Source organism: Clostridium sp. 7_2_43FAA (assembly GCF_000158375.2).
Classification (GTDB): domain Bacteria; phylum Bacillota; class Clostridia; order Clostridiales; family Clostridiaceae; genus Clostridium; species Clostridium tertium.
Window position 1 is genome coordinate 988,772 of sequence record NZ_JH815222.1, and the last position, 22,033, is coordinate 1,010,804.

Consider the following 22,033-nt stretch of genomic DNA (forward strand, 5'->3'; position numbering starts at 1 on the left):
AGGAAAAGAATGGGAATGAACGAGATAAAAATTTTAGTTTTCAAACTGGGTAATGAATTCTATGCTACTGATATAATGGAAGTAGAGAGAATTTTAGGGTATGAGGAACCGACAATTTTGCCAGATTCACCAAATTTTTTAGATGGTGTAATTAACTATGAAAATGGAGTTTTACCTATTATAAATCTTCTAAATAAATTCAAATTAAAATTGGAAAATAGTTTAGATAAGAAAATAATAGTTGTAAAAAGAGATACAGGGAAATTTGGAATATCGGTAGATAGTGTCAGTGAAGTTCTAAGTATATTTGATGAGGAAATAAATAATCCAGAGAGTCTTTCAACTTTAATATCAAAGAAATATATAAAAGGATTAATAAAGAAAAATAATAGTATAATTATAATGTTAGATTTAGAAAAAATATTAACAGTAGAAGAAGAAGAGAGTATTTTTCAGGGGTGACAGAATTGGAAGATAAAAAAGAGGTTAGAGTTGGAATAGCTGATGGAGCTATTGTATCTGCCCCAGATAAACTAATAACTATGGGACTTGGATCATGTGTTGGAATAGCCTTATATGATAAAGAAAAAAAAATTGCAGGACTTGTTCACATAATGTTACCAGATAGCACACAATTCAAGAATATATTAAATCCTTTTAAATATGCAGATTTAGGAGTTCAAAGTTTACTAGAAAAAATGTTATCTCTTGGATGTAGAAAAGATAATATTGTAGCTAAGATTGCAGGGGGAGCATCAATGTTTAATTTCCCAGATAAAAAGATTATTAGTGATGTAGGGAAAAGAAATAGTACTGCTGTAATTGAAGCTATAACAAAATTATCTATTCCTATAATTGGAGAGGATATAGGAGGAAACAAAGGAAGAACTATGATTTTAGAAAGTGAAGATGGTGCAGTTACAATTAAGAGTATTGGAAATAGTCTAAGAAGACTATAGGGGGTGTATGCACTATTGATACATAATGACATAAAGAATAGACGAGATATAATTTTAATAGGAGCATCAACAGGTGGGCCAAAGGCAATAGAAAGAGTGATTACAGAATTAACAACAGATTTAAATGTATCTGTTTTAGTTGTTCAACATATGCCAAGTGGATTTACAAAAACATTTGCTGAAAGATTAAATAAGAAATGCTCATTAAATGTTTTAGAAGCTGAAGATGGAATGAAGATAGAGAAAAATAAAATATATATTGCTCCAGGTGGATTTCATATGGTAGTCCAAAAGTCAGGTATTTTAAAGCTTAATACTGAAGATCCAATATGGGGAGTGAGACCTGCTGTAGATAAATTATTTATATCAGCATCTACTATATATGGTAGTAGAGTAATATCTGTTGTGTTAACAGGTATGGGAAAAGATGGAGCAGAAGGAACTGTAGTTGTAAAAATGAATAAAGGAATAACTATATCACAAGATGAAGAAAGTTCTGTTATTTATGGGATGCCAAAAGTATCTTATGAAACAGGATGCGTAGATTATGTGCTTTCTTTAAATAATATTGCAGCAAAGATAAGAAGCTTAGTTAATGCAACTTAGGAGGATATATATGGACTTTACAGAATTTCACAATTGGATATATAGAGAGTTCAATATTAATTTAAACGCATATAAGCAAGAACAATTAAATAGAAGAATTGGAAGCTTAATGTCAAGAATAGATATAAAATCATTAGAGGATTATAAAAAGCTTTTGCAATCTGATAATAAAGAAAGGCAGAGATTTTTAGATTTTATAACTATAAATGTTACAGAATTTTTTAGAAATCCAGAATTGTTCAAAGAACTAGAAAAAGCTTTGAAATCTTATCTTTTAAATAATAATAAGTTAAAAGTTTGGAGTGCTGCTTGTTCTATAGGATGCGAGCCTTATAGTATTGCAATGATGTTAAATGAGATAAATCCAATGGGGAGAAATAATATAGTTGCAACTGATATAGATAGTACTATATTGAAAAGAGCAAGTCTTGGAGAATATGTACAAGCAGAAATGAAAAATATAGATGAAGATTATAGGAAAAAGTATTTTAAATTAGAGAAAGATAAGTACATTATAAATAATAAGATAAAATCTATGGTTAGATTTAAAAAGCATGATTTGATTTTAGATAATTATGAAAAAGATTTTGATTTGATAGTATGTAGAAATGTAATAATATATTTTAAAAATGATGTTAAAAAAGAGATATTTAAAAATTTTTCAAATTCTTTAAAAAAAGGTGGACTACTATTTGTTGGAGCCACAGAAAGTATTTATAATTATAAAGAGTATGGATTAGAAAAAGTTTCTACTTTTATTTATAAAAGAGTATAAGGGGTGAATAAAATGGACGTATCTCAATATATGGGAATGTTTTTAGAAGAGTCAATGGATAACTTACAAACCTTAAACGAAGCTTTATTAGATTTAGAGCAAGAACCAGATAATATAGATAAAGTTAATGAAATATTTAGGGTAGCACATACGATAAAGGGTATGGCTGCAACTATGGGATTTAGTAATATAGCTGAGTTAACTCATAAGATGGAAGACGTGCTATCAAAGTTTAGAGAAGGCAAGTTACAAGTTAGTAGAAATGTTGTTACAGTTTTATTTGAATGTTTAGATACTTTAGAAAGAATGGTTAGCAATATAGAAGAAGGAAATGACGAAGAAGTTGAAATAGAAAATATAATGAAGTCTTTGGAGAACGTTGGCAATGAAAAGATATCAATAAATAAACAAGAGGAAATGACAGAAGAACATGATACTAACAAAGGTAATGAAGTATCAAAAGATTCTATTAATATAGCATTAAATGAATATGATTTATCAGTTTTAAGGCAAGCAAAACAAAATGGATTTAATGGAGTTAATGTTGAAATAACATTAAGAGAGGATACATTATTAAAATCTGCAAGAGCATTTTTAATTGTTCAAGAACTTGAAACACAAGGGGAAATATTAAAATCTTTTCCTTCTACAGAAGATATAGAAAATGAACAGTTTGATACAGAATTAATATTTGTTTTAATAACAACTAAATCAAAAGAAGAAATTGAAGAGATAACAAATAATATTTCAGAAGTAAGAAAAGTAGTAACATCTTATGCTTCTATAGAAGATGTTCATCCAAATGAAGAATCTACAGTACAAGATGAAATAGTAAGTGAACTAGAGAAGATTCATATAAAGGATAATATATCAAGTAATAAAATAGAAAAGCAAGATAAGAAAAAAGATAATAATAAGAAAGCTCATCAATCAGTTAGAGTTGATTTACAAAGAATAGATAAGCTTATGAACATGGTATCAGAGCTTGTTATATATAGGACTAGATTAGAGCAAATTGTAATTGATGATAAGTCTCAGGAGCTTATAGAAACATTGGAGCAAGTTGAGAGGACTACATCAGATCTACAAGATTTAGTTATGAAAATAAGAATGCTTCCTTTAGAAGTAGTGTTTAATAGATTCCCTAGAATGATAAGAGATTTATCTGTAGAACTTAAAAAAGAGATAAATTTCATTATTGAAGGTTCTGAAACAGAATTAGATAGAACTGTTATAGACGAAATTGGAGAACCCTTAATACATCTTTTAAGAAATGCTGCAGATCATGGTATAGAAACTAAAGAAGAAAGAATTGCAAAGGGAAAAAATCCAGTTGGAACAATAAGGTTAGTTGCTTATCAAGAAGGAACTAAGGCTTTGATAAAGGTTACTGATGATGGAGCAGGTATAAATCTTGAAAAAGTAAAGGCTAAAGCTGAAAAAGTAGGAATTAATACAGATGGATTAAGTGATAATGATATTAGAAACTTAATATTTGCTCAAGGGTTTAGTACAAATACTGTAGTTACGGATATATCAGGCAGAGGTGTTGGAATGGATGTTGTTAAGACAAAAATTTCATCACTGGGTGGTACTGTAGATGTTGTTAGTGAAGAAGGAAAAGGATCAAGCTTTATTATAAAATTACCTTTAACACTTCAAATAATACAAGCTCTTTTAGTTAAGGTAGGCAATGAAACTCTTGCTATATCATTAGGATTTATAGATAGAGTTATAGATTATAAAGAAGAGAATGTTAAAAAGACAAATGGAGAGGAAGTAATAGTATATAGAGATAGTATTATACCTCTTATAAGATTAAATGATAGACTTGGAATAGAAAATAAAGAAAGTAAAAAGAAGTTTATTATTATAGTAAAGGTTGGAGAAAAAACTGTAGGATTACTTGTTGATTCATTATTCGGTCAACAGGAAATAGTGATAAAGCCTTTAGGAAAAACTTTAAAATCCTTAAAAGAATATATTGGAGCTACAATACTTGGAAATGGATTAGTAACATTAATTCTCGATGTGGCGGCATTGATTTAGAAGGGAGGATTTTTATGGAGTACAAGAATTTAACTTCATTTCAATTGGATGCATTAAGGGAAGTTTCTAATATAGGAGCAGGAAATTCAGCAACAGCTTTATCAATGTTACTTGGAACTAAGATTGATATGTCAGTTCCTAATATGAACATAATAGAATTTGATGAGTTATTTAATAATTATAAAGAAAATGAAGTTGTAGCTGTATTGGTTAAAGTGCTTGATGATATTCCAGGAAGTGTTCTTTATATATTTGAAGAAGACGTAGCATTAAATATGATATCAAAAATGACTTATAAAGATGAAAAAACTTTTACTGAAATGGGTATTTCAGTTATAGGTGAGATTGGAAATATTATATCCTCATCTTTTATGAATGCAATTGCAAATTTTACAGGGCTAAAGGCAACAGCCTCTGTACCGGCAGTAGCTAATGATATGCTAAGTGCAATACTTATTTCAACATTTGTTGAAACAGGACAGTACGAAGAGTATGTTTTAGATATAGAAACATTATTTATGGGAGAAGGGGATAACAAAATAGAAGGTCATTTTTATTTTGTTCCAGCTCCAGGATCATTGGAAAAAATTTTAGAATCATTAGGAATAAGATAATTTGGAGGGATTAAAATGACAAAAGTTTTAATAGTGGATGATGCAGCTTTTATGAGAATGATGATAAAGGATATACTACAAAAAAATGGATTTGAAGTAGTAGGAGAAGCCTGTAATGGTATAGAAGCAGTAAATTTATATAAAAAAGAAAATCCAGATGTTGTTACAATGGATATAACTATGCCGGATATGGATGGAATTGAAGCAGTAAAGGAAATAAGATCATTCGATCCAGAAGCAAAGATAATAATGTGTTCAGCTATGGGACAACAATCAATGGTTATGGATGCAATTAAGTCTGGTGCAAAAGACTTCATTGTAAAGCCATTCCAAGCAGATAGAGTATTAGAAGCAATAAGAAAGGTAGTTGGTTAAAACTATTTAGGAGGCAAGTTAGATGCAATTTGTAATATTTAAATTAGGAGAAGAACATTTTGCAGTAGAGACAGATAAAATATTAAGTATCAATGATATGATGACTATAACAAGAGTGCCAAAAGCTCCAGATTATATAAAAGGTTTAATAAATCTAAGAGGTAGCATAAAATCTTTAGTTGATGTTAATCTATTACTTAATATAGAATCAAAAAGACAACAAAATAACATAATTATATTAAAGGTTGATGAAGAAGAAATAGGTATATCTGTAGATGAAGTTGAAGAAGTAATAGATATAGATGAAGATAAGCTACAAAGATTAGAAACACATAATACTGAAGCTTATATAAAAGGAGTAATTGAGTTAGAAGAAAAATTACTAACAGTTATAGATATAGAAAAGCTACTAAATTACTAGGAAATGAGGGAGAGAAATGGCAGAGGTTTTAAGTCAGAGCGAAATAGATGCTCTTCTTTCTGCCCTATCTACAGGAGATGTTGAACCAGAACAGTTAAAAGAAAAAGAAGAAAAACAAAAAATAAAAAAATATGACTTCAGAAGTCCTCAGAAGTTTTCTAAGGATCACATAAGGACTTTAGAAATGGTTCATGACGCTTTTGCAAGAATAATAAGTAATTACCTTTCAGGTCAACTTAGAAAGCATGTTAAAGTAGATATCCAAAGTGTGGAGCAGATAACATATGAAGAATTTGTTCACTCTATTGCGAATCCCACTATACTTACTATATTTAAGATGCCACCACTACAAGGAAATATATTGCTTGAAATGAATCCACAATTTTCATTTCAAATACTAGATATACTTTTAGGTGGAACAGGCGATAGAGATGAAAAAGCAAAAGAATTTTCAGAAATAGATAAAAATATTTTAGCGAATATAACTTCAGAAATGATTAAGTCTTTAATTTTAGCTTGGGATGGGATATTAGAAGTAAAGCCAGAATTTGAAGGTCTTGAAACTAATCCATCAGCTAATCAAACTTTAGCGCCAAATGAACCAGTTGCTTTGCTTAGCTTTTTGGTAGAGCTAGGTAAAAGTACAACATATATGAATTTATGTATTCCTTATTTAAGTGTTGAAAAAGTATTAGATAAGCTTGTTGTTCAATATTGGTTTAAGACTGATGAATCAGAACTTGAAGATGAAGCAAGAGAAAAGCTTAAAAAGGGGTTAGACCCTGTAAAAGTGAATATGCATGTTGAACTTGGAAAAACAGAGATAACTGTCGATGATTTTTTAGAGTTAGTTAATGGAGATGTTCTAGTATTAAATTCTCAATACAGTGATCCTGTAAGAGTTTTTGTGGAAAATGAAGAATGCTTTATAGCTAAGCCAGGAATTGTAGGTAAAAATATGGGAATACAACTTTTAGATATTTTAGATAAGGATGTGATTGAGAATGAGTAATGGGTTTTTGTCTCAAGAAGAAATAGATTCATTGTTAAATGGCGGTGCAGATAGTGTAAAACCAGAGTTAATATCAGAAATAGAGAAGGATCTGTTAGGTGAAATAGGGAATATTTCCATGGGATCAGCTTCAACAGCTCTTTATCAACTTATAAATAAACAGGTGAACATAACAACACCTAAAGTTAAGGTTACAACATTAAAAGAAATAAAGGATGGATTTGAGTATCCTAATATAATATTAGATGTTGAATATGTTTCTGGAATAACTGGAAGAAATATATTAATAATGCAAACTACAGATGCAGCTGTAATTGCTAATCTTATGATGGGTGGAGATGGACAAGTTAATACATCTGAGTTATCTGAAATTGAAGTCAGTGCAGTTCAAGAAGCAATGAATCAAATGATAGGCTCGGCAGCAACTTCTATGGCAACTATGTTTGCGAGAGAAGTCAATATATCACCTCCTAAATCAAAGATTTGGAAGGATATGAATGAAAATATATCAGAAACTATTCCAGAAGACGAGCCTATAGTTGAAGTTTGTTTTGATTTAACTATAGAAGGATTACTTCAATCAAATATGATGCAAATATTGCCAATAAATACTGCGAAAAAAATAGTTTCAATAATGATGGGTGAAGATCAAGAAGTTGCAAATGAAATAGATGATAGTTATGATTCTTCAGATATTTATAAGGAAGAATATAACATAGAGGAAAAGCCTATTATTAATACTGTAGAAGAAAGAGCAGTTAAAAATATTGTGGAAAAACCTGTAGAAGTTCATGGAGCCACTTTTGAGCCTTTGTCACAAGGTGTTGTTGGAGAATCACATAGAAATATTGATTTAATACTTGATGTTCCATTAGAGGTTTCAGTTGTTTTAGGAAGAACTAAAAAGAGTATTAAGGACATATTAGATTTAAGTACAGGATCTTTAATAGAGCTAGATAAACTTGCAGAAGAACCAGTAGAGGTATTAATAAATGGTAAGAAGATAGCTTATGGAGAAGTTGTTGTTGTTGATGAAAACTTTGGAGTCAGAATAACAAGTATTGTAAGTGGAGCTGACAGAATAAGAACACTAAAATAATACATAAAATTAAGTATTTTAAAATGAAATTTATATAAAAATGGAACTTATATAATAGAAACTTAAAAGAGTTTATATATAGGTTCCATTTTATTTATTTTAAGATAATTAAAATATAAATAAAGTAATATTGTTAAAATACTTAAGGTCGTATTAAATATACATATAAAATATAGATTTAACATTTTTAAATTAACGTCTAAACTTATAAATAACAATTCCGATAAATAAATATAAGAAGTGTTATTAGGAGGAAATTATGAATATTAAAGGTATAGGTTATACAAATGGAATTAACTATTATAATAAAGTAACTTCTAATAAAATTGAAAGGTTAGAAAAAAAAGAAAACTATGACAGAATTGAATTATCAGAAGCTGCAAAAATATTGAAGGATTATTCAATAGATAATAAAGACTTTGATAATAGAAAAAAGGTTTTAGAAGTTAAAAATAGCATTTACAACGGAACATATACTTATGATACAAACCTTATTGCTAAAAGTATGTTAGATGCTATGAGAGGAAAAGAATAGTATGATAAATAATTTAAGAGATATACTTTATGATGAAGAAAAAGAGTTAAAGGAGTTATTAATTCTATTAGATAAACAATATAAATTAATTATAGCTAAAGATATATTTGGAATGGAATCAATAGTAGAAGATATAAAACAAAAAAATAAAGATGTAGCTGAAATTGAAGTAAGCAGAAGACGATTATTAGGTAATCAGTCCATAAAAGAAGTTATATTAAATTCTAAAGATGAAGAATTAGAAAATGAATATAGAAGGATACAAAATCTATTGAATGAAATGATTCTTCAAAAAGATACAAATGATTTGTTAATAAAGCAACAACTAAGTTTTACAAATAAACTTTTGAATTTAATAAATCCTAAAAGGGATATACCAACCTATAACTCTTATGGAAGCATAAAAAGATAATAGGAAGCTGGAGGTGAATAAATGTCAGGATTATTTTCAACATTTAATATAGCAAAAAGAGGAATGAATGTACAACAAAAAAGTATAGATGTAACATCTCATAATATTGCAAATTCTAATACTGTTGGATATTCAAGGCAAAGAGCAAAAATAGAAACAAGTAGACCATTTGGTGGAACATCAATGGGTTCATCTGTACAAGCAGGGCAACTTGGAACAGGTGCACAAATTCGAGCAATAGAAAGAGTAAGAGATAATTTCTTAGATTATCAAGTAAGAGGCGAAAGTGCTGTTTTAGGGAAATATGATATAAGAAATAATTTTCTATATGAAGTAGAAAGCGTTTTTAATGAACCATCAGAAACTGGTATATCAACTTTAATGGGAAAATTCTTTGATTCATTTCAAGAGTTATCAAAGCAACCTAATAGCTCTAATGCAAGAACTGTAGTAGCTCAGCAAACAGCAGCTTTGACAGATGCTTTAAATGCAACATATACAAAACTTGAAAGCTTACAAGTTAATGCTCAAGATATGTTAAAAAGTTCTGTTACAGAGGTAAATAGTATTTTAGAGCAATTAGATAGAGTAAATCAAGAAATAATTAGTGTAACTGTTTCTGGAAATACACCAAATGACTTAATGGATAAAAGAGATTTATTGTTAGATCAATTAAGTTATAAGTTCGGAATACAAGTAGATAAACGAGAGTTCAATGGAATAGATTTAAAACCAACAGAAACAGGAAGTATGAAAGCACCGCTTTTAGTAAATTCAAGTCCCAATGGAGATGTTGCAAGATTTTCATATATAACAGATGTTGAGTTAGATTCAAGTGATTTCTCTGGAAAGACGTATATCGTTACATATTATAAAAATGGTAATATGGACAGTGAATCTAATAGACAAACCTTAAAAGTAACAGGAATAACAGCAGAGCAAGCTAAAGAAATTAAAGATAATAGAATAATATGGGCTGATAAGTCTGGACAGGCAGCCAGAGGTGACGGATATCCTATAAAAAATGGAGATGTTATAAGTTATTCAGAACTTATGATGTTTAAACCTGAAAATGGTAATGTTAATGGCTTAGTGTCAGTGCAAAAAGATATAGAAGATTATATGAATCAATTAAATAAATTAGCAAAATCGATAGCTTTTTCAGTAAATGCTATACATAGTGGTATTGAAGACCCATTAAATAATATTTCTGGAGCAGAAAAAGACTTTATGCCATTCTTTGTTAATAAAGATGTTGCTAAATATAAAAGTAATGGTATTTTAAGCAATTTAGATGAAACCTTAGTAGGAGAAGTAGGAATTACTGCTAAGAATATATCTGTAAATAAAGAAATATTAGAAGATGTAATGAAAATAAAAACTAAGACTCATGATGATTTATTCCCATATACGCATGAAAATAATATGGATGGGGATAGTGACGGATCAAGAGCATTAGCAATAGCACAGCTTAGGGATTCATTAATAAGAATTCAAGATATAAATGAAACAGTAATATCTAGAAAAGACATGTTTGACAAGAATAAAGGTGGAAATTCACTTATAAATAATGGATTGAAAATTGAAAATAGTACATCAGGAATGAAAATGGATTCTTACTTTAAGGATACAATTGATAGATTAGGTGTGCAAGCACAGGAAGCTCAAAGAATGGTAACAAACCAAGAAGATTTATTATATAGCATAGAAGAAAGTAGAGCTTCAGTTTCAGGAGTATCATTAGATGAAGAAATGGCAAACCTTGTGCAGTTTCAACATGCTTATAATGCAAATGCAAAAATAATATCAACAGTAGATGAACTTTTAGAGGTTATAATAAATGGACTAAAGAGATAGGAGGAGGAAGTAAATGAGAATTACTAATCAAATGATGAGTAAAAGCTTTTTAAGAGATCTTGGTAGAAATCAAGGTTATATGAAAAAACTAAATGATCAGCTTACTTCAGGAAAGGAAATTAGAAGACCTTCTGATAATCCTTTCAAGGTTGCAAGAAGTATGCAATTACATAGAGATATAGGAGCTAATACTCAATATAATGAAAATATAAAAGATACTACAAATTGGTTAGATACTACAGATACTGCTCTAGAGCAATTAGGTAACAGCTTCCAAAGATTTAGAGAACTAATGGTTTCAGCTGGTAATGCTGCATACGGAAGTGATGAGAAAAAAGCAATAAAAGATGAAATGAACGAAAAAGTAAATGAAATAGCTCAAATATTAAATAGTAGTTTTGATGGTAAATACATTTTTGGTGGCACTAAAGGAAATACAAAACCAATAGGAACTAATAAAGATATAGTTACTGGAAATAACTCTATTCACCTTAGTGGAAATGATGGAGAAGTTTTAGAATTAGATAATTTAGATGAATCAGTACAAAATCAAATAGGTATGATAAATAAGAAACTTACTGTAGAAGTATCTCAAGGAGTAACGATGGATTACAATGTATGTGCTACTGATTTGTTATTATTTAAAGATAAAAATGGATCAGATGTTAATGTTATGGGCTTATTAAAAGAAATAACAGATAATATAGGTTCAGAAGATGCGAGTGTTAGTGGAAAAGTAACAAATGAAAATCTAAAAACTATGGACGAAACTATAGCTAATCTTTTAAAGATAAGAGCAGAGGTTGGAGCAAAGCAAAATAGAATGGAATCAGCTGGAGATCAAAATGAAGAACAAAACTTCAATTTAAAAGATATCTTATCACAAACAGAAGATATAGATTTTGCTGAAAAAAATATAGAAGCAACAGTTGCACAAAGTGTATATATGGCTTCACTTCAAGTAAGTGCAAAAATAATACAACCGTCACTTTTAGATTTCCTAAGATAGGAGAAGATATAATATGGAGTTAATATCACCAATACATGGGAAAATGATATATGAAGAAAATGAAATAATATATTTTGAAAAAGGAATTCCAGGATTCGATAATTTGAAAAAATATATAATAAAAGAAGTTGGAAATGAAAGTCCATTTAATATTTTACAATCGATAGAAGATAAAGAATTAGGTTTTATAATTATTTCTCCATTTTTTATAAATGATAAGTACGAAATAAAACTAAATAATGAAGTAATAAAAAATTTAAACCTAGAAGATTCAGAAGATGTAATGTTATATTCAATTGTGACATTAAACTCTAAAGCAGAAGAAATAACAGCAAATTTAAAAGCGCCTTTAGTAATAAATATAAAAAATAGAAAAGGGGAACAATATATTTCAGATAAAGAAGTATATAACATAAAAGAAAAAGTATTCAAGTAAGGAAGGTGTGTTAAATTTGTTAGTTATAACAAGAAAAAAAGGAGAGTCTATTTTAATAGGTGATGATATAGAAATATCTATTTCAAAAATAGAAGATGGCAGTGTAAAACTAGCAATAAAAGCACCTAAAGAAATGACTATTTTAAGAAAAGAGCTTTATGAAGAAGTTCAAAATGAAAACAAAGAAGCAACAAAAATGAATATAGAACTATTAAAAATGTTAGGGAAAAAATAAGGTGGTGTTTTAAAAATGGAAATGAAGGTTGCAAGTCAAGGAGGACAAGTTAACCTAAGTACAGTTAAAAATCCAGAAATTAAGCAAATAGCAGAAAACAAGGATGTAGTAGAAGCTGTAAGCGCTAAAGGTAAAGATTATAAAAAAGAAGATGTAATAAAGGCAATAGATAAGTTAAATGAGTTTTTAAAAGATGAGCATACCTATGCAGAATATTCTATTCATGAAAAGCTTGGAGATGTAATGGTAAAAATAATAAGTGAAGATACGAAAGAAGTTATTATGGAGTGTCCACCTAAGAAAATACTAGACTTAGTAGCCAAAATGATGGAGCTAGTTGGTGTTGCAATAGATAAAAAAGCTTAATAGGGGGAGATGCTATGAATTTCTTACTAAATAAAATTGATACAGATCTTAGAAAAAAAGTTTATGAAAAAACAAAAGATGGTAAGGTTCATAGAAAGTCTAACATAAGTATTAATAAAGATAGTGAAAAGCAAAAGAAAAAGTTTTTTAATGAATATGTAAAAGAAGAAAGAAAGCAAATGGAGCAAAGTAAATTTACTGTAGATGCTACAAAATTAGAAAAGCCCACTATAAGTCTTCATGGTGAAAAAGAAGAAAATTTACATGCAATAGGTTATGGCACCTTTTTAGATGTTAAAAAGTAGGAGGAAACAATAAAATGTATGGCAATAATGCATTAAATGTGTATAAAAATAATAGCGTAAACTACGCATCAAAAGAACAATTACTATTAATGTTAGTAGATGGAGCTGTAAAATTTGCAAAGATAGCAAGAGAAGCTTTAGTTAGTGAAGATATTAAAAAAAGTCATGAAAATCTAATTAAAGTTCAAGATATATTTACAGAACTAATGATAAGCTTAGATCAAAATGCAGGTGAGTGGGCAAAACAAATATATCAAGTATATGAATTTATAAAAACAAGATTATTTGAAATAAACCTAAAAAAAGATGTAGTGATGATGGACGAGCTTATGCCAGTTATTGAAGATGTGAGAAATATATGGCATGAAGCATACGAAATATCTAAGAAAATGAAGTAATGAAGTAATGAAGAAATTAGGGAGAAATTGATAATTTTCAATAATTATTAATTATATGTCGGGGGTGTTTAAGTGAGAATAACAGGTTTAGCAACAGGCTTGGATATGGATCAAATAGTTAAAGATTCCATGAAGCCTTATAGAATAAAGATAGATAGAAAAGGTCAAGATAAAGAAATTTTAGAAATAAAACAAAAACTTTATAGAGAAGTTATTAAAGATTCAAGGGAGTTTTATAATAAATATTTTGATGTAACAAAAAGTGATAGCATATTATTGAGTAAAAATTGGGCAACTACTAAATTTACTTCTTCTAATGAAAATGTAGTGACAGTTACTGGGGGGAGTGATGCAAAACCAGGAAGTTATACTATAACAGGAACTACTGCAAAGGCTGCTAAAATAGTTTTATCAACTGGAATAAATAAGGATGATAAAATAAGTATAAATGGTAAGGAATTTATATTAAAAGGAGATACAGAAAAAGATAGAGCTTTAAATTTAAATAAAGAATTAAAAGAAGCCGGAATAAATGTATCTGTAAGATATAGTGATTTTGCAGGAAGTGAATCTGGAAATGCCAAAGGTTTTATATTTGAATCTACTGTATTAGGTAAAAATGGTGGTTTTACTATTGGGGGAACGGAAAAAGTAGTAGAAAATAAAGTATCAGGAACTGATGCAACTTATGCCACTATAAAAGGATTTACAACAAAAAACTTTAAAATTAGTTATACAAATACAATCTCACTGCAAACGGAAAATGGAAAAGTTGATATAAAAATAAGTGGTAAGGATATACAAAAAGATGATGGATCTGGAGTAGATAGTGAAAAGTTAAAAAAAGTTCTAGATACTGAATTACTGGATTATAACTTATCTGTTGATATTTCTGAAAGTGGCGAAGTTATATTTAAGAGTACTGTTTTGGGGGAAGTTAATGATCCGCAAGTTGTTGTAAATGATAATAGTGGAAGCTTTGATCCAGGAGTTAATGGCAAACCAGCTACTAACAGCGTGAATCTAGAGGAAGTAAAGGGTAAAAAAATATTCATAAATGGAAACTATATAGATTTATCAAGCTTTACAGATATTAGTAGTGATGAAAAAAAGAATGAATTGCTGGGACATATAAATAAAGTGATAAGTGAAAAAAATATAGATATTAATGCTGAATTAAATGGAAATGAATTGGTATTAAAAGCTAAAAAAAATAGCTCTAAATATGAAATAAACTTATCTATAGTTGATGGATCTAGTGATATAACAGAAGGTAGAGATGCAGATATTACATTTAAAGATAGTAAGAGTGGAGTTTATAAGCATACTGGAACATCTAATACTGTTACTTTAGACGGTATAACTTTCAAATTTAATGGTGAAATACCAGAGAATACATCTATAACAGTTAATGGTAAACAAGATGTTACAGATATAAAGGATAATTTAGTTAAGTTTATTAATGATTATAATACTTTAATAGAAAAATTAAATAAACTTACAACTGAGAAACGAAATAGAGATTTTGACCCTTTAACCGCAGAGCAAAAGAAGGAAATGTCTGAAGATGAAATGAAATTATGGAATGAAAAAGTTGAAAAAGGACAGCTTAGTAGAGATAACGATTTAACCAGAATATCGAATAGTTTAAAACAAGCTATGAGATCTTTAGTAGATGGATCAGGACTAAATTTAGAGAAAATAGGAATTTCTCCTGTTGCAGATTATCAAGGAGTTAAAAATGGTACTTTTACTATAGATGAAACAAAATTAACTAAGGCACTAGAAGAAAGTTCAGAAGAAGTAATGAATTTGTTCATTAAATCAAAGCCTAAAGAGGATAGTCTTTCAGAGTATACTAAATATTCCAAATCTGGAATAATGCAAAGATTAAAGGATGTTTTATATAATGAAACAGTAACGGTTGTAGCTTCTTTACTTAAGAAAGCAGGGATTGAAGGTTCTTCGACATCTTACAACAATGAATTAACTAAATCTATTGAAAAGTATGAGCAAAAAATGCTTGATATGGAAAAAGATTTTGCAAGAAGAGAACAAGCTTTATATACTAAATATGCAAATTTAGAAACTATAATGAACAAGTATAATTCACAGCAAAGTTATTTAATGCAGCAGTTAGGATTAAGTTAAAGTATGATACAAAAAATATTAGATGATTATAAGAATATAACAAAAAAAATTATAGAAAATATAAATAAAGATGAAGAAGTTATAAAGCTTATGGAAGAGAGAGAAGAAATAGTTAAAAAACTGTGCAGTTATGGAAATAACAAAGAAGAAATCAAAGAAATGTTTTTTTATCAAGATTTAATAAATCTTGATAAAAAGTTGAAATCAGCTATTGAAAAAGAAAAAAATCAAGTGAAAGAGGAAATAAGATCTCTGCATAAGTTAAAAAGTGCTAACAATGCTTATGAAAAAAATAGGAAAATAAATAATTTCTTTAGTGTAAAAATTTAAAAAATTTAAAAAAAGCTATAAAGTTAAAAATTTTAATACGATATATATAATATAAGCTTAAGCAAATTAAAACTCTATATAGAGAATTTCTCCACCTTAAGTGGTAGGAGTTCATAAATATAATGACAAGGATGTCAATTTAAAAATCAAGGAGGAATTTTATTATGATAATCAATCACAATATGAATGCGTTAAACGCACATAGAAATATGACAGGAAATACAGTTAATTCAGGAAAATCTATGGAAAAGCTATCTTCAGGTTTAAGAATAAATAGAGCTGGAGATGATGCGGCAGGATTAGCTATTTCTGAAAAAATGAGAGGACAAATTAGAGGTTTAGATCAAGCTTCAAGAAATGCTCAGGATGGTATTTCATTAATTCAAACTGCTGAAGGAGCGTTAACTGAAACACATTCTATGGCTCAAAGAATAAGAGAATTAGCAGTACAAGCTAACAATGGTACTAATAATGATGATGACTTATCAGAAATCCAAAAAGAAATTACGCAACTTAATGCTGAAATAACTAGAGTTGCTGAAAAAACAGAATTTAATACTAAAACTTTATTAACTGGTAAATTAGGAGTTAAAGCTGCAGATGGAAGTGTTACTATGGATAATTTAAAAGCAGCAGGAATATCTGTTGATGCAGGTGGTGTTAAAACAGGTAGTACTCTTACGTTTACTTTAGATGGAAAAAATTCAATTTCTGTATCTGATGGTACAACAACTCAAAAAATAGCTATAGATCCAGAAGCTATAAAAGCGGGTCAAACTCTAGATTTTGACAAAATAGGTTTAAAAATGTCATTTTCAGCAGACGTAAATTTAAGTAATGGTGTTGGTGGAGATACTATAAGTGCTAAAAATATAACTACTACTGGAAATAATACATCTTTCCAAATAGGAGCTAACTCTGCTACAACTTTAGATATTAGTATAAATAATATGAGTGCAGATGCTCTTGGAAAAGGAGCATCAGGAAGAGTTACAGACTTATCAAAAGTAAATGTGACTTCAGCAGGAGCTGGTTTTGATGAAAATATTAAGGTTATAGATCAAGCTATAAAAGAAGTTTCAGCTCAACGTTCACAATTAGGAGCATGGCAAAATAGATTAGAGCATACAATAAATAATTTAAATACTTCTTCAGAAAACTTAACAGCCGCAGAAAGCAGAGTTAGAGATGTTGATATGGCTAAAGAAATGATGAACTTCTCAAAGAATAACATTCTTTCTCAAGCTGCACAAGCTATGCTTGCTCAAGCAAATCAACAACCTCAAGGAGTTCTTCAATTATTAAGATAATTGAAAATATAAAAAAGATTTCACAGTTTGTGAAATCTTTTTTTTTGTACTATTTAAAATTTTAATATTCTAAGTTTATCTACTACTCTCAAATAAGATCTATTAAGAATTATAGTTTTCTTATTATCCTTTTTATATTTAATGTTTATTTTAATAGCAAAAGTATTTTCTAAGTGGTTTTTATAATAATATTTTCTTTTTTAGAAAAGCTCAAAGTATATAAAGTTATTCTAGGAAAATATAAATAGAATTATTTTTACGTTTAATACCCCTAAGTAATGTTTCATCATACATATAGGAATAAGCTTAATTTTATTATTTTAAGAATCTTGAGTAAATATTATGAATTAATAAATATACATAAATAGAAAGTGTAAAGAAGTTATATTCAATTTATCAAATTATATCTAGCCCATGGATCATTAACTTTCAACTAAAAAAGTATTAAGAAATTAATTTTCCTACCGATAATTAATTCAAGAAGTTTATAATTAGGAGATAATATCATGAGATTAAATCAAAATATGCAATCTTTAAATGTATATAGAAATTATAAAAAAAATTTAGTTACTCAATCTATTGCTTTAGATAGAATAACTACAGGAAGTAAAATTAATTCTGCTAAGGATAACCCTAATAAGCTTGGCGTTAGTGAAGGTCTTAGAATGCAAATTAGAGGGCTTCAAATGGCAGAAAGGAATCTTCAAGATGGAGTTTCTATGATGCAAACAGTGGATGGATCTTTATCAACAATTAGTGAATCTTTAATTAGAATTAAAGAATTAACGCTTCAAGCTGGCGGAGTTCAAAATGATGAAGATTTGTCTATAATTCAAGGAGAAATAAATCAACTTAAGGAACATATTGATTATACAGTAAATAATTCTGAGTTTAATGGAGTAAAATTATTAAATTCTGAAAAAGTTACTAATAATGATTATCCTAAGTATTTAAATCATGTTGTAGGAGCTAATGCCAAAGAAGAGATAAACATACCTGTATTTAATGTGACAACAGATATGCTTATTGATTCAGAAGGAAATTCATTGAAAAATATTAATATAACTAATAAAAATGAATTAGATAAAAATTTAAATATTGTAGATTCAGCAATAGAAACTATGAACTCCGTAAGGAGCAGATATGGGGCGATTCAAAATAGAATGGATACTTCAGCTCAAAATTTAAGTGGAAGTTCATTTAATTTAGAAAATGCTGAAAGTAGAATAAGGGATTCTGATATAGCATTAGAAATGGCAGAGTATGCAAGAACATCAATATTACATGAAACTTCGATTGCTTTAATGCAACAAACTAATAGGTTTCCACAGGATGTACTAAGAATATTAGAAAATATGAAATAAAAAATAGTTATAATATTAATTTTAAATTTTTATTGTAACATATATTTTATTTTTTAAAAGGGGCTCGCGTTTCGCGAGGCCCTTTTAAGTTATTGATTTTATTTGCGTAAAAGAGTTTTATATGAAAATTTATATCTATTATTTAAATATGCAGAAAACTAAATATTTTTAAATTTTTAATAAAAATTAGTGTTAACAACAAATTTATTATAGTATTGGTTAAGAGTCAGTATCATAAAAGTTGAGAATTATGCAGAACTTGTATATCAAAGTATTATAAAATTACAATACTATACTTGAATTTAAAACTATTTTTATACAAACATAAACAAAACTTAAAAAATAATAAATTTAATACTAAGTTAAATAAAACTTAACAAATGTTTTAAAAAATATCGACATAAAAAAATGAAGAATTTTCTATTTTCTTGACTTTTTATAGTTCAATAAAAACTTTTTGCGATATATAGAAAAATACTACAATAATATGTAAAAAAACATAAAAAAACAAGAAATGAATTATTATCGACAAAGATTATGTAAAAATATGATTATGATTTTTGATAAAATTATTATAGAAAAATAATTAATATTAAACTATAATATAAATATGGTGAATTTTGCATAAATAGCCTAATTAAGAAAATAAAATAAAAGTAGTTGTTTGTAAGTTAAAGTTGAGATGTGAAGAATGTTGTTATAGGGAGAGGAATTATGAATATAAATAATGATAGTTCAATGCAATTTATAAAACTAGGATTAGATGCTTCTGCATTAAGAGAAAAAGTAATTGCAAATAATATGGCAAATATAAATACTAAAGATTTTAAGAAATCATATGTTTCTTTTGAAGAAAATTTAACAAAAGCAACGCAAGAGTTTTCTTTAAAGAAAACTAAAAAAGAGCATTTAAATAGAGAATTAAATGATTCTTTAATTAGTGTGAAGCAAGATAAAAGTACGAGTATGAGAACTGATGGGAATAATGTTGACATGGATTTAGAAAAAGTAAATCAAGCAGCAAATACATTAATGTATAATGCATTAATAACTCAAGCAAATTCAAAGTTAAATATGACTAAGAGTGTTATATCAGGAGGAAGTAGATAGATATGGGAATATTTAATACTATGAGAATAAGTGCAAGTGGTCTTTCAGCAGAAAGATTAAGAATGGACACAATAACATCAAATATAACTAATGCAACAACTACTAGGGGAGAAGATGGAAAACCTTATGTAAGAAAAATAGCTGTATTTCAAGAAAATTTAGATAAAGCTAATAAACTTAATGGTGTAAAAGCTGTTGAAATAGTTGAAGATGAGTCGCCACTTAAAAGTGTTTATGACCCTACTCATCCAGATGCAAATGAAGATGGGTATGTTACTATGCCAAATGTTAATTTGCTTAATGAAATGGCTGATATAATAGCAGCTTCTAGAGCTTATGAAGCTAACGTGGATACTTTAAATGCTTCAAAAAGTATGTTTACTAAATCATTAGAGTTGGGAAGGTAGAAATAAAATATGATAGTTAATAACTTTGTTCCAAGTGAAAAGATTTTTGAGAGCAGTATTAATGCTAACAATATTAAGACAAGCCCTTCGGAAAATAGTTTTCAAAGCGCTTTAAAGGATAGTTTAGATAAATTAAATGAAAAACAAATTAATGCAGATAATATGACAAATGATTTTATTTCAGGAAAAGATGTTGAGGTTCATGAAATGATGTTAAGTATGGAAGAATCTAAGATGTCACTTCAGCTAGCAATTCAAGTAAGAAATAAAGTTGTTGAAGCAGTACAAGAATTAACAAGAATGCAATTGTAATTATGATAAGGAGTGCTATTAATGGATAAGCTTAAGGAAAGCTTTAGTAAGCTGTGGGGGAAGTTTAAGTCATTTAGTAAAGGAATAAGAATTGCAATAATAGCGGCACTAGTTACATTTATTATTGCTATAGGATCTTTATTTTTTTACAATTCGGCTAATAAATATAAGGTTTTATTCTCAAATCTGGATGCAAGTGATGCACAGCTTGTAACAAATAAATTAAAAGAAAAAAAAGTTGATATGAAAATTGAAGGTGAAACAATAATGGTTCCAAAGGCCTCTGTAGATGAGTTAAGGCTTGAATTAGCACCAGAGCTTTCTGATGGAAGTAAAGGTTATGAACTTATGGATACTGGAAATTCATTTGGAATGACAGATGAAGAGTTTAAATTAAAAAAATTAAGAATGCAGCAAGGAGAGTTAGAAAAAACTATAAAAAGCTTTCCTCAAATTGATACTGTGAGAGTACATATAACACCTTCAAAAGATTCAGTTTTTGTAGAAGATAAGGAACCAGGAAAGGCAGCTGTTTATTTAAAGCTTCTTCCAGGAAATAAACTAGGTAAAGAACAAGTGGAATCTATTGTTGCATTAGTTTCAGGAAGTACTGAAAATGTTCCTAAGGAAAACATTGAAGTTATAGATGATAATATGAATCTTTTAACAAAAGATTTAAATAACTCAGATGGAACAGAAGTAAGCTCTGAAACTATAGAAAAACAATTTAATTTAGAAAAAAAATATGAAGAAGATATACAAAAATCAATAATTGATCTTTTAGAACCTGTAGTAGGGAAAAATAAAGTTAAAAGCTCTGTAAATGTTGATTTAGATTTTGATTCAAAGCAAAAAACAGAAACAATTATAGATCCGAATAAGGTTATTGTTAGCCAGCAAACTATAAAAGAAAAAAATGGAATAAATACTGGTGAAAATAGTGGTGGACCTGTAGATAATAATATGGGAAATACTATAGATGAGGGAACTACTGGAAATGGTTCTTCAAGAGAAGAAGTAAACACTAACTATGAAAGTGGAAAAACGGAAACTAAAACAATAAGTGCTCCAGGGGAGGTTAAGAGATTAACTGCGTCTGTTTTTATTGATGGAAATATAGATGGAAATGTACAAGCAGCTATAGAAAAGTCTGTTGCTAATGCAATTGGACTTAATACTGAAAGAGGCGATAGTGTATCAGTAGTTGGTATGACATTTGATCCAATAACAAAGGAAGAAGCACAAAAAGAATTTGATTCTATAAATGAATTACTAGCAAAAGAGAATAGAAATAAAATGATAATTTATTCAGTTTTAGGATTATTAGGACTTATAATAATAGTAGTAATTTTAATTTTAGTTAGAAGGAAATCTAAAAATAATCAAGAAGAAAAAGAAAATTTATTAGATGTTGTTATAGACGATAGATTATCTAATGAAAATACTGAAGTTATGCCTTCAATTAATTTTGAAAGTATAAATCCAAAAGCACATATAGAAAATGAAATTAAGAAATATGCAACAGATAAACCAGATCAAGTAGCAGATATAGTTAAATCTTGGTTAGCTGAGAATGAGAGGTGATA

27 protein-coding genes are annotated in these 22,033 nt (G+C 28.2%); all 27 read left to right on the forward strand.

Features of this window, described 5'->3' with window-relative positions; translation table 11 throughout:
* Positions 1-9: 9 nt before the first annotated feature.
* Positions 10-462: a chemotaxis protein CheW gene (locus CSBG_RS06220; protein WP_008678001.1), complete on the forward strand. Its 453-nt coding sequence runs from the start codon at positions 10-12 to the stop codon at positions 460-462.
* Positions 463-467: 5 nt separating this feature from the next.
* Positions 468-959 (forward strand): chemotaxis protein CheD, encoded by a 492-nt coding sequence (locus CSBG_RS06225; protein WP_035285102.1) that lies wholly within the window; start codon positions 468-470, stop codon positions 957-959.
* A gap of 15 nt (positions 960-974) precedes the next feature.
* Positions 975-1,565 (forward strand): CheB methylesterase domain-containing protein, encoded by a 591-nt coding sequence (locus CSBG_RS06230; RefSeq protein ID WP_008678005.1) that lies wholly within the window; start codon positions 975-977, stop codon positions 1,563-1,565.
* 10 nt (positions 1,566-1,575) lie between these two features.
* Complete coding sequence (locus tag CSBG_RS06235; RefSeq protein WP_008678007.1) at positions 1,576-2,340, forward strand: protein-glutamate O-methyltransferase CheR; 765 nt, start codon at positions 1,576-1,578, stop codon at positions 2,338-2,340.
* A gap of 12 nt (positions 2,341-2,352) precedes the next feature.
* A complete protein-coding gene (locus CSBG_RS06240; protein ID WP_008678009.1) occupies positions 2,353-4,389 on the forward strand; it encodes a chemotaxis protein CheA in 2,037 nt (678 codons plus the stop codon).
* 14 nt (positions 4,390-4,403) lie between these two features.
* Positions 4,404-5,003 (forward strand): chemotaxis protein CheC, encoded by a 600-nt coding sequence (locus CSBG_RS06245; RefSeq protein ID WP_008678011.1) that lies wholly within the window; start codon positions 4,404-4,406, stop codon positions 5,001-5,003.
* A gap of 15 nt (positions 5,004-5,018) precedes the next feature.
* Positions 5,019-5,378 carry a response regulator gene (locus tag CSBG_RS06250; protein ID WP_008678013.1) on the forward strand — a complete coding sequence of 120 codons (360 nt, stop codon included), beginning with the start codon at positions 5,019-5,021 and terminating at the stop codon, positions 5,376-5,378.
* Between the two features lie 22 nt (positions 5,379-5,400).
* A complete protein-coding gene (locus tag CSBG_RS06255; protein ID WP_008678014.1) occupies positions 5,401-5,799 on the forward strand; it encodes a chemotaxis protein CheW in 399 nt (132 codons plus the stop codon).
* Between the two features lie 16 nt (positions 5,800-5,815).
* Positions 5,816-6,811, forward strand: coding sequence for a flagellar motor switch protein FliM (gene fliM / locus CSBG_RS06260; RefSeq protein ID WP_008678016.1), 996 nt, complete (start codon positions 5,816-5,818; stop codon positions 6,809-6,811).
* The gene (fliY, locus tag CSBG_RS06265; protein ID WP_008678018.1) at positions 6,804-7,910 is read left to right on the forward strand and encodes a flagellar motor switch phosphatase FliY; all 1,107 of its coding nucleotides are present in this window, start codon (positions 6,804-6,806) and stop codon (positions 7,908-7,910) included. Before fliM ends, fliY begins: the two co-directional genes overlap by 8 nt.
* A gap of 259 nt (positions 7,911-8,169) precedes the next feature.
* A complete protein-coding gene (locus CSBG_RS06270) occupies positions 8,170-8,445 on the forward strand; it encodes a flagellar biosynthesis anti-sigma factor FlgM (RefSeq protein WP_008678019.1) in 276 nt (91 codons plus the stop codon).
* A gap of 1 nt (position 8,446) precedes the next feature.
* A complete protein-coding gene (flgN, locus tag CSBG_RS06275) occupies positions 8,447-8,857 on the forward strand; it encodes a flagellar export chaperone FlgN (RefSeq protein WP_008678021.1) in 411 nt (136 codons plus the stop codon).
* 21 nt (positions 8,858-8,878) lie between these two features.
* Positions 8,879-10,714: a flagellar hook-associated protein FlgK gene (gene flgK / locus CSBG_RS06280; RefSeq protein WP_008678024.1), complete on the forward strand. Its 1,836-nt coding sequence runs from the start codon at positions 8,879-8,881 to the stop codon at positions 10,712-10,714.
* A 13-nt stretch (positions 10,715-10,727) separates the two neighbouring features.
* On the forward strand, positions 10,728-11,723 hold the full coding sequence (flgL, locus tag CSBG_RS06285; RefSeq protein ID WP_008678025.1) for a flagellar hook-associated protein FlgL: 996 nt from the start codon (positions 10,728-10,730) through the stop codon (positions 11,721-11,723).
* 13 nt (positions 11,724-11,736) lie between these two features.
* Positions 11,737-12,159, forward strand: a complete 423-nt coding sequence (gene fliW, locus CSBG_RS06290; RefSeq protein ID WP_008678027.1) for a flagellar assembly protein FliW — start codon at positions 11,737-11,739, stop codon at positions 12,157-12,159.
* A gap of 16 nt (positions 12,160-12,175) precedes the next feature.
* The gene (gene csrA / locus CSBG_RS06295) at positions 12,176-12,394 is read left to right on the forward strand and encodes a carbon storage regulator CsrA (RefSeq protein WP_035285103.1); all 219 of its coding nucleotides are present in this window, start codon (positions 12,176-12,178) and stop codon (positions 12,392-12,394) included.
* Positions 12,395-12,409: 15 nt separating this feature from the next.
* Complete coding sequence (locus CSBG_RS06300; RefSeq protein WP_008678031.1) at positions 12,410-12,760, forward strand: flagellar protein FlaG; 351 nt, start codon at positions 12,410-12,412, stop codon at positions 12,758-12,760.
* Between the two features lie 14 nt (positions 12,761-12,774).
* Positions 12,775-13,065 carry a hypothetical protein gene (locus tag CSBG_RS06305; RefSeq protein WP_008678032.1) on the forward strand — a complete coding sequence of 97 codons (291 nt, stop codon included), beginning with the start codon at positions 12,775-12,777 and terminating at the stop codon, positions 13,063-13,065.
* 14 nt (positions 13,066-13,079) lie between these two features.
* Positions 13,080-13,463 carry a flagellar export chaperone FliS gene (gene fliS / locus CSBG_RS06310; protein WP_008678034.1) on the forward strand — a complete coding sequence of 128 codons (384 nt, stop codon included), beginning with the start codon at positions 13,080-13,082 and terminating at the stop codon, positions 13,461-13,463.
* Positions 13,464-13,535: 72 nt separating this feature from the next.
* Complete coding sequence (gene fliD / locus CSBG_RS06315) at positions 13,536-15,614, forward strand: flagellar filament capping protein FliD (protein ID WP_008678036.1); 2,079 nt, start codon at positions 13,536-13,538, stop codon at positions 15,612-15,614.
* Positions 15,615-15,617: 3 nt separating this feature from the next.
* Entirely contained in the window at positions 15,618-15,944 is a 327-nt protein-coding gene (gene fliT, locus CSBG_RS06320) for a flagellar protein FliT (RefSeq protein WP_008678038.1), read from the forward strand.
* Between the two features lie 164 nt (positions 15,945-16,108).
* Entirely contained in the window at positions 16,109-17,254 is a 1,146-nt protein-coding gene (locus CSBG_RS06325; RefSeq protein ID WP_008678039.1) for a flagellin, read from the forward strand.
* 506 nt (positions 17,255-17,760) lie between these two features.
* Positions 17,761-18,618, forward strand: a complete 858-nt coding sequence (locus CSBG_RS06330; RefSeq protein WP_008678040.1) for a flagellin — start codon at positions 17,761-17,763, stop codon at positions 18,616-18,618.
* A gap of 714 nt (positions 18,619-19,332) precedes the next feature.
* The gene (gene flgB / locus CSBG_RS06335) at positions 19,333-19,728 is read left to right on the forward strand and encodes a flagellar basal body rod protein FlgB (RefSeq protein ID WP_008678041.1); all 396 of its coding nucleotides are present in this window, start codon (positions 19,333-19,335) and stop codon (positions 19,726-19,728) included.
* 2 nt (positions 19,729-19,730) lie between these two features.
* A complete protein-coding gene (flgC, locus tag CSBG_RS06340) occupies positions 19,731-20,135 on the forward strand; it encodes a flagellar basal body rod protein FlgC (protein WP_008678042.1) in 405 nt (134 codons plus the stop codon).
* A gap of 9 nt (positions 20,136-20,144) precedes the next feature.
* Entirely contained in the window at positions 20,145-20,447 is a 303-nt protein-coding gene (fliE, locus tag CSBG_RS06345; RefSeq protein WP_008678043.1) for a flagellar hook-basal body complex protein FliE, read from the forward strand.
* 21 nt (positions 20,448-20,468) lie between these two features.
* Positions 20,469-22,031: a flagellar basal-body MS-ring/collar protein FliF gene (fliF, locus tag CSBG_RS06350; RefSeq protein ID WP_008678044.1), complete on the forward strand. Its 1,563-nt coding sequence runs from the start codon at positions 20,469-20,471 to the stop codon at positions 22,029-22,031.
* Positions 22,032-22,033: the final 2 nt, after the last annotated feature.

Excerpts from the sequence above, each read along its gene's own strand:
- CSBG_RS06220 (WP_008678001.1), top strand. The coding sequence starts at position 10 with ATGGGAATGAACGAGATAAAAATTTTAGTTTTCAAACTGGGTAATGAA.
- CSBG_RS06235 (WP_008678007.1), top strand. The coding sequence starts at position 1,576 with ATGGACTTTACAGAATTTCACAATTGGATATATAGAGAGTTCAATATT.
- CSBG_RS06240 (WP_008678009.1), top strand. The coding sequence starts at position 2,353 with ATGGACGTATCTCAATATATGGGAATGTTTTTAGAAGAGTCAATGGAT.
- CSBG_RS06245 (WP_008678011.1), top strand. The coding sequence starts at position 4,404 with ATGGAGTACAAGAATTTAACTTCATTTCAATTGGATGCATTAAGGGAA.
- CSBG_RS06250 (WP_008678013.1), top strand. The coding sequence starts at position 5,019 with ATGACAAAAGTTTTAATAGTGGATGATGCAGCTTTTATGAGAATGATG.
- CSBG_RS06255 (WP_008678014.1), top strand. The coding sequence starts at position 5,401 with ATGCAATTTGTAATATTTAAATTAGGAGAAGAACATTTTGCAGTAGAG.
- fliM (WP_008678016.1), top strand. The coding sequence starts at position 5,816 with ATGGCAGAGGTTTTAAGTCAGAGCGAAATAGATGCTCTTCTTTCTGCC.
- fliY (WP_008678018.1), top strand. The coding sequence starts at position 6,804 with ATGAGTAATGGGTTTTTGTCTCAAGAAGAAATAGATTCATTGTTAAAT.
- CSBG_RS06270 (WP_008678019.1), top strand. The coding sequence starts at position 8,170 with ATGAATATTAAAGGTATAGGTTATACAAATGGAATTAACTATTATAAT.
- flgN (WP_008678021.1), top strand. The coding sequence starts at position 8,447 with ATGATAAATAATTTAAGAGATATACTTTATGATGAAGAAAAAGAGTTA.
- flgK (WP_008678024.1), top strand. The coding sequence starts at position 8,879 with ATGTCAGGATTATTTTCAACATTTAATATAGCAAAAAGAGGAATGAAT.
- flgL (WP_008678025.1), top strand. The coding sequence starts at position 10,728 with ATGAGAATTACTAATCAAATGATGAGTAAAAGCTTTTTAAGAGATCTT.
- fliW (WP_008678027.1), top strand. The coding sequence starts at position 11,737 with ATGGAGTTAATATCACCAATACATGGGAAAATGATATATGAAGAAAAT.
- CSBG_RS06300 (WP_008678031.1), top strand. The coding sequence starts at position 12,410 with ATGGAAATGAAGGTTGCAAGTCAAGGAGGACAAGTTAACCTAAGTACA.
- CSBG_RS06305 (WP_008678032.1), top strand. The coding sequence starts at position 12,775 with ATGAATTTCTTACTAAATAAAATTGATACAGATCTTAGAAAAAAAGTT.
- fliS (WP_008678034.1), top strand. The coding sequence starts at position 13,080 with ATGTATGGCAATAATGCATTAAATGTGTATAAAAATAATAGCGTAAAC.
- fliT (WP_008678038.1), top strand. The coding sequence starts at position 15,618 with ATGATACAAAAAATATTAGATGATTATAAGAATATAACAAAAAAAATT.
- CSBG_RS06325 (WP_008678039.1), top strand. The coding sequence starts at position 16,109 with ATGATAATCAATCACAATATGAATGCGTTAAACGCACATAGAAATATG.
- CSBG_RS06330 (WP_008678040.1), top strand. The coding sequence starts at position 17,761 with ATGAGATTAAATCAAAATATGCAATCTTTAAATGTATATAGAAATTAT.
- flgB (WP_008678041.1), top strand. The coding sequence starts at position 19,333 with ATGAATATAAATAATGATAGTTCAATGCAATTTATAAAACTAGGATTA.
- flgC (WP_008678042.1), top strand. The coding sequence starts at position 19,731 with ATGGGAATATTTAATACTATGAGAATAAGTGCAAGTGGTCTTTCAGCA.
- fliE (WP_008678043.1), top strand. The coding sequence starts at position 20,145 with ATGATAGTTAATAACTTTGTTCCAAGTGAAAAGATTTTTGAGAGCAGT.
- fliF (WP_008678044.1), top strand. The coding sequence starts at position 20,469 with ATGGATAAGCTTAAGGAAAGCTTTAGTAAGCTGTGGGGGAAGTTTAAG.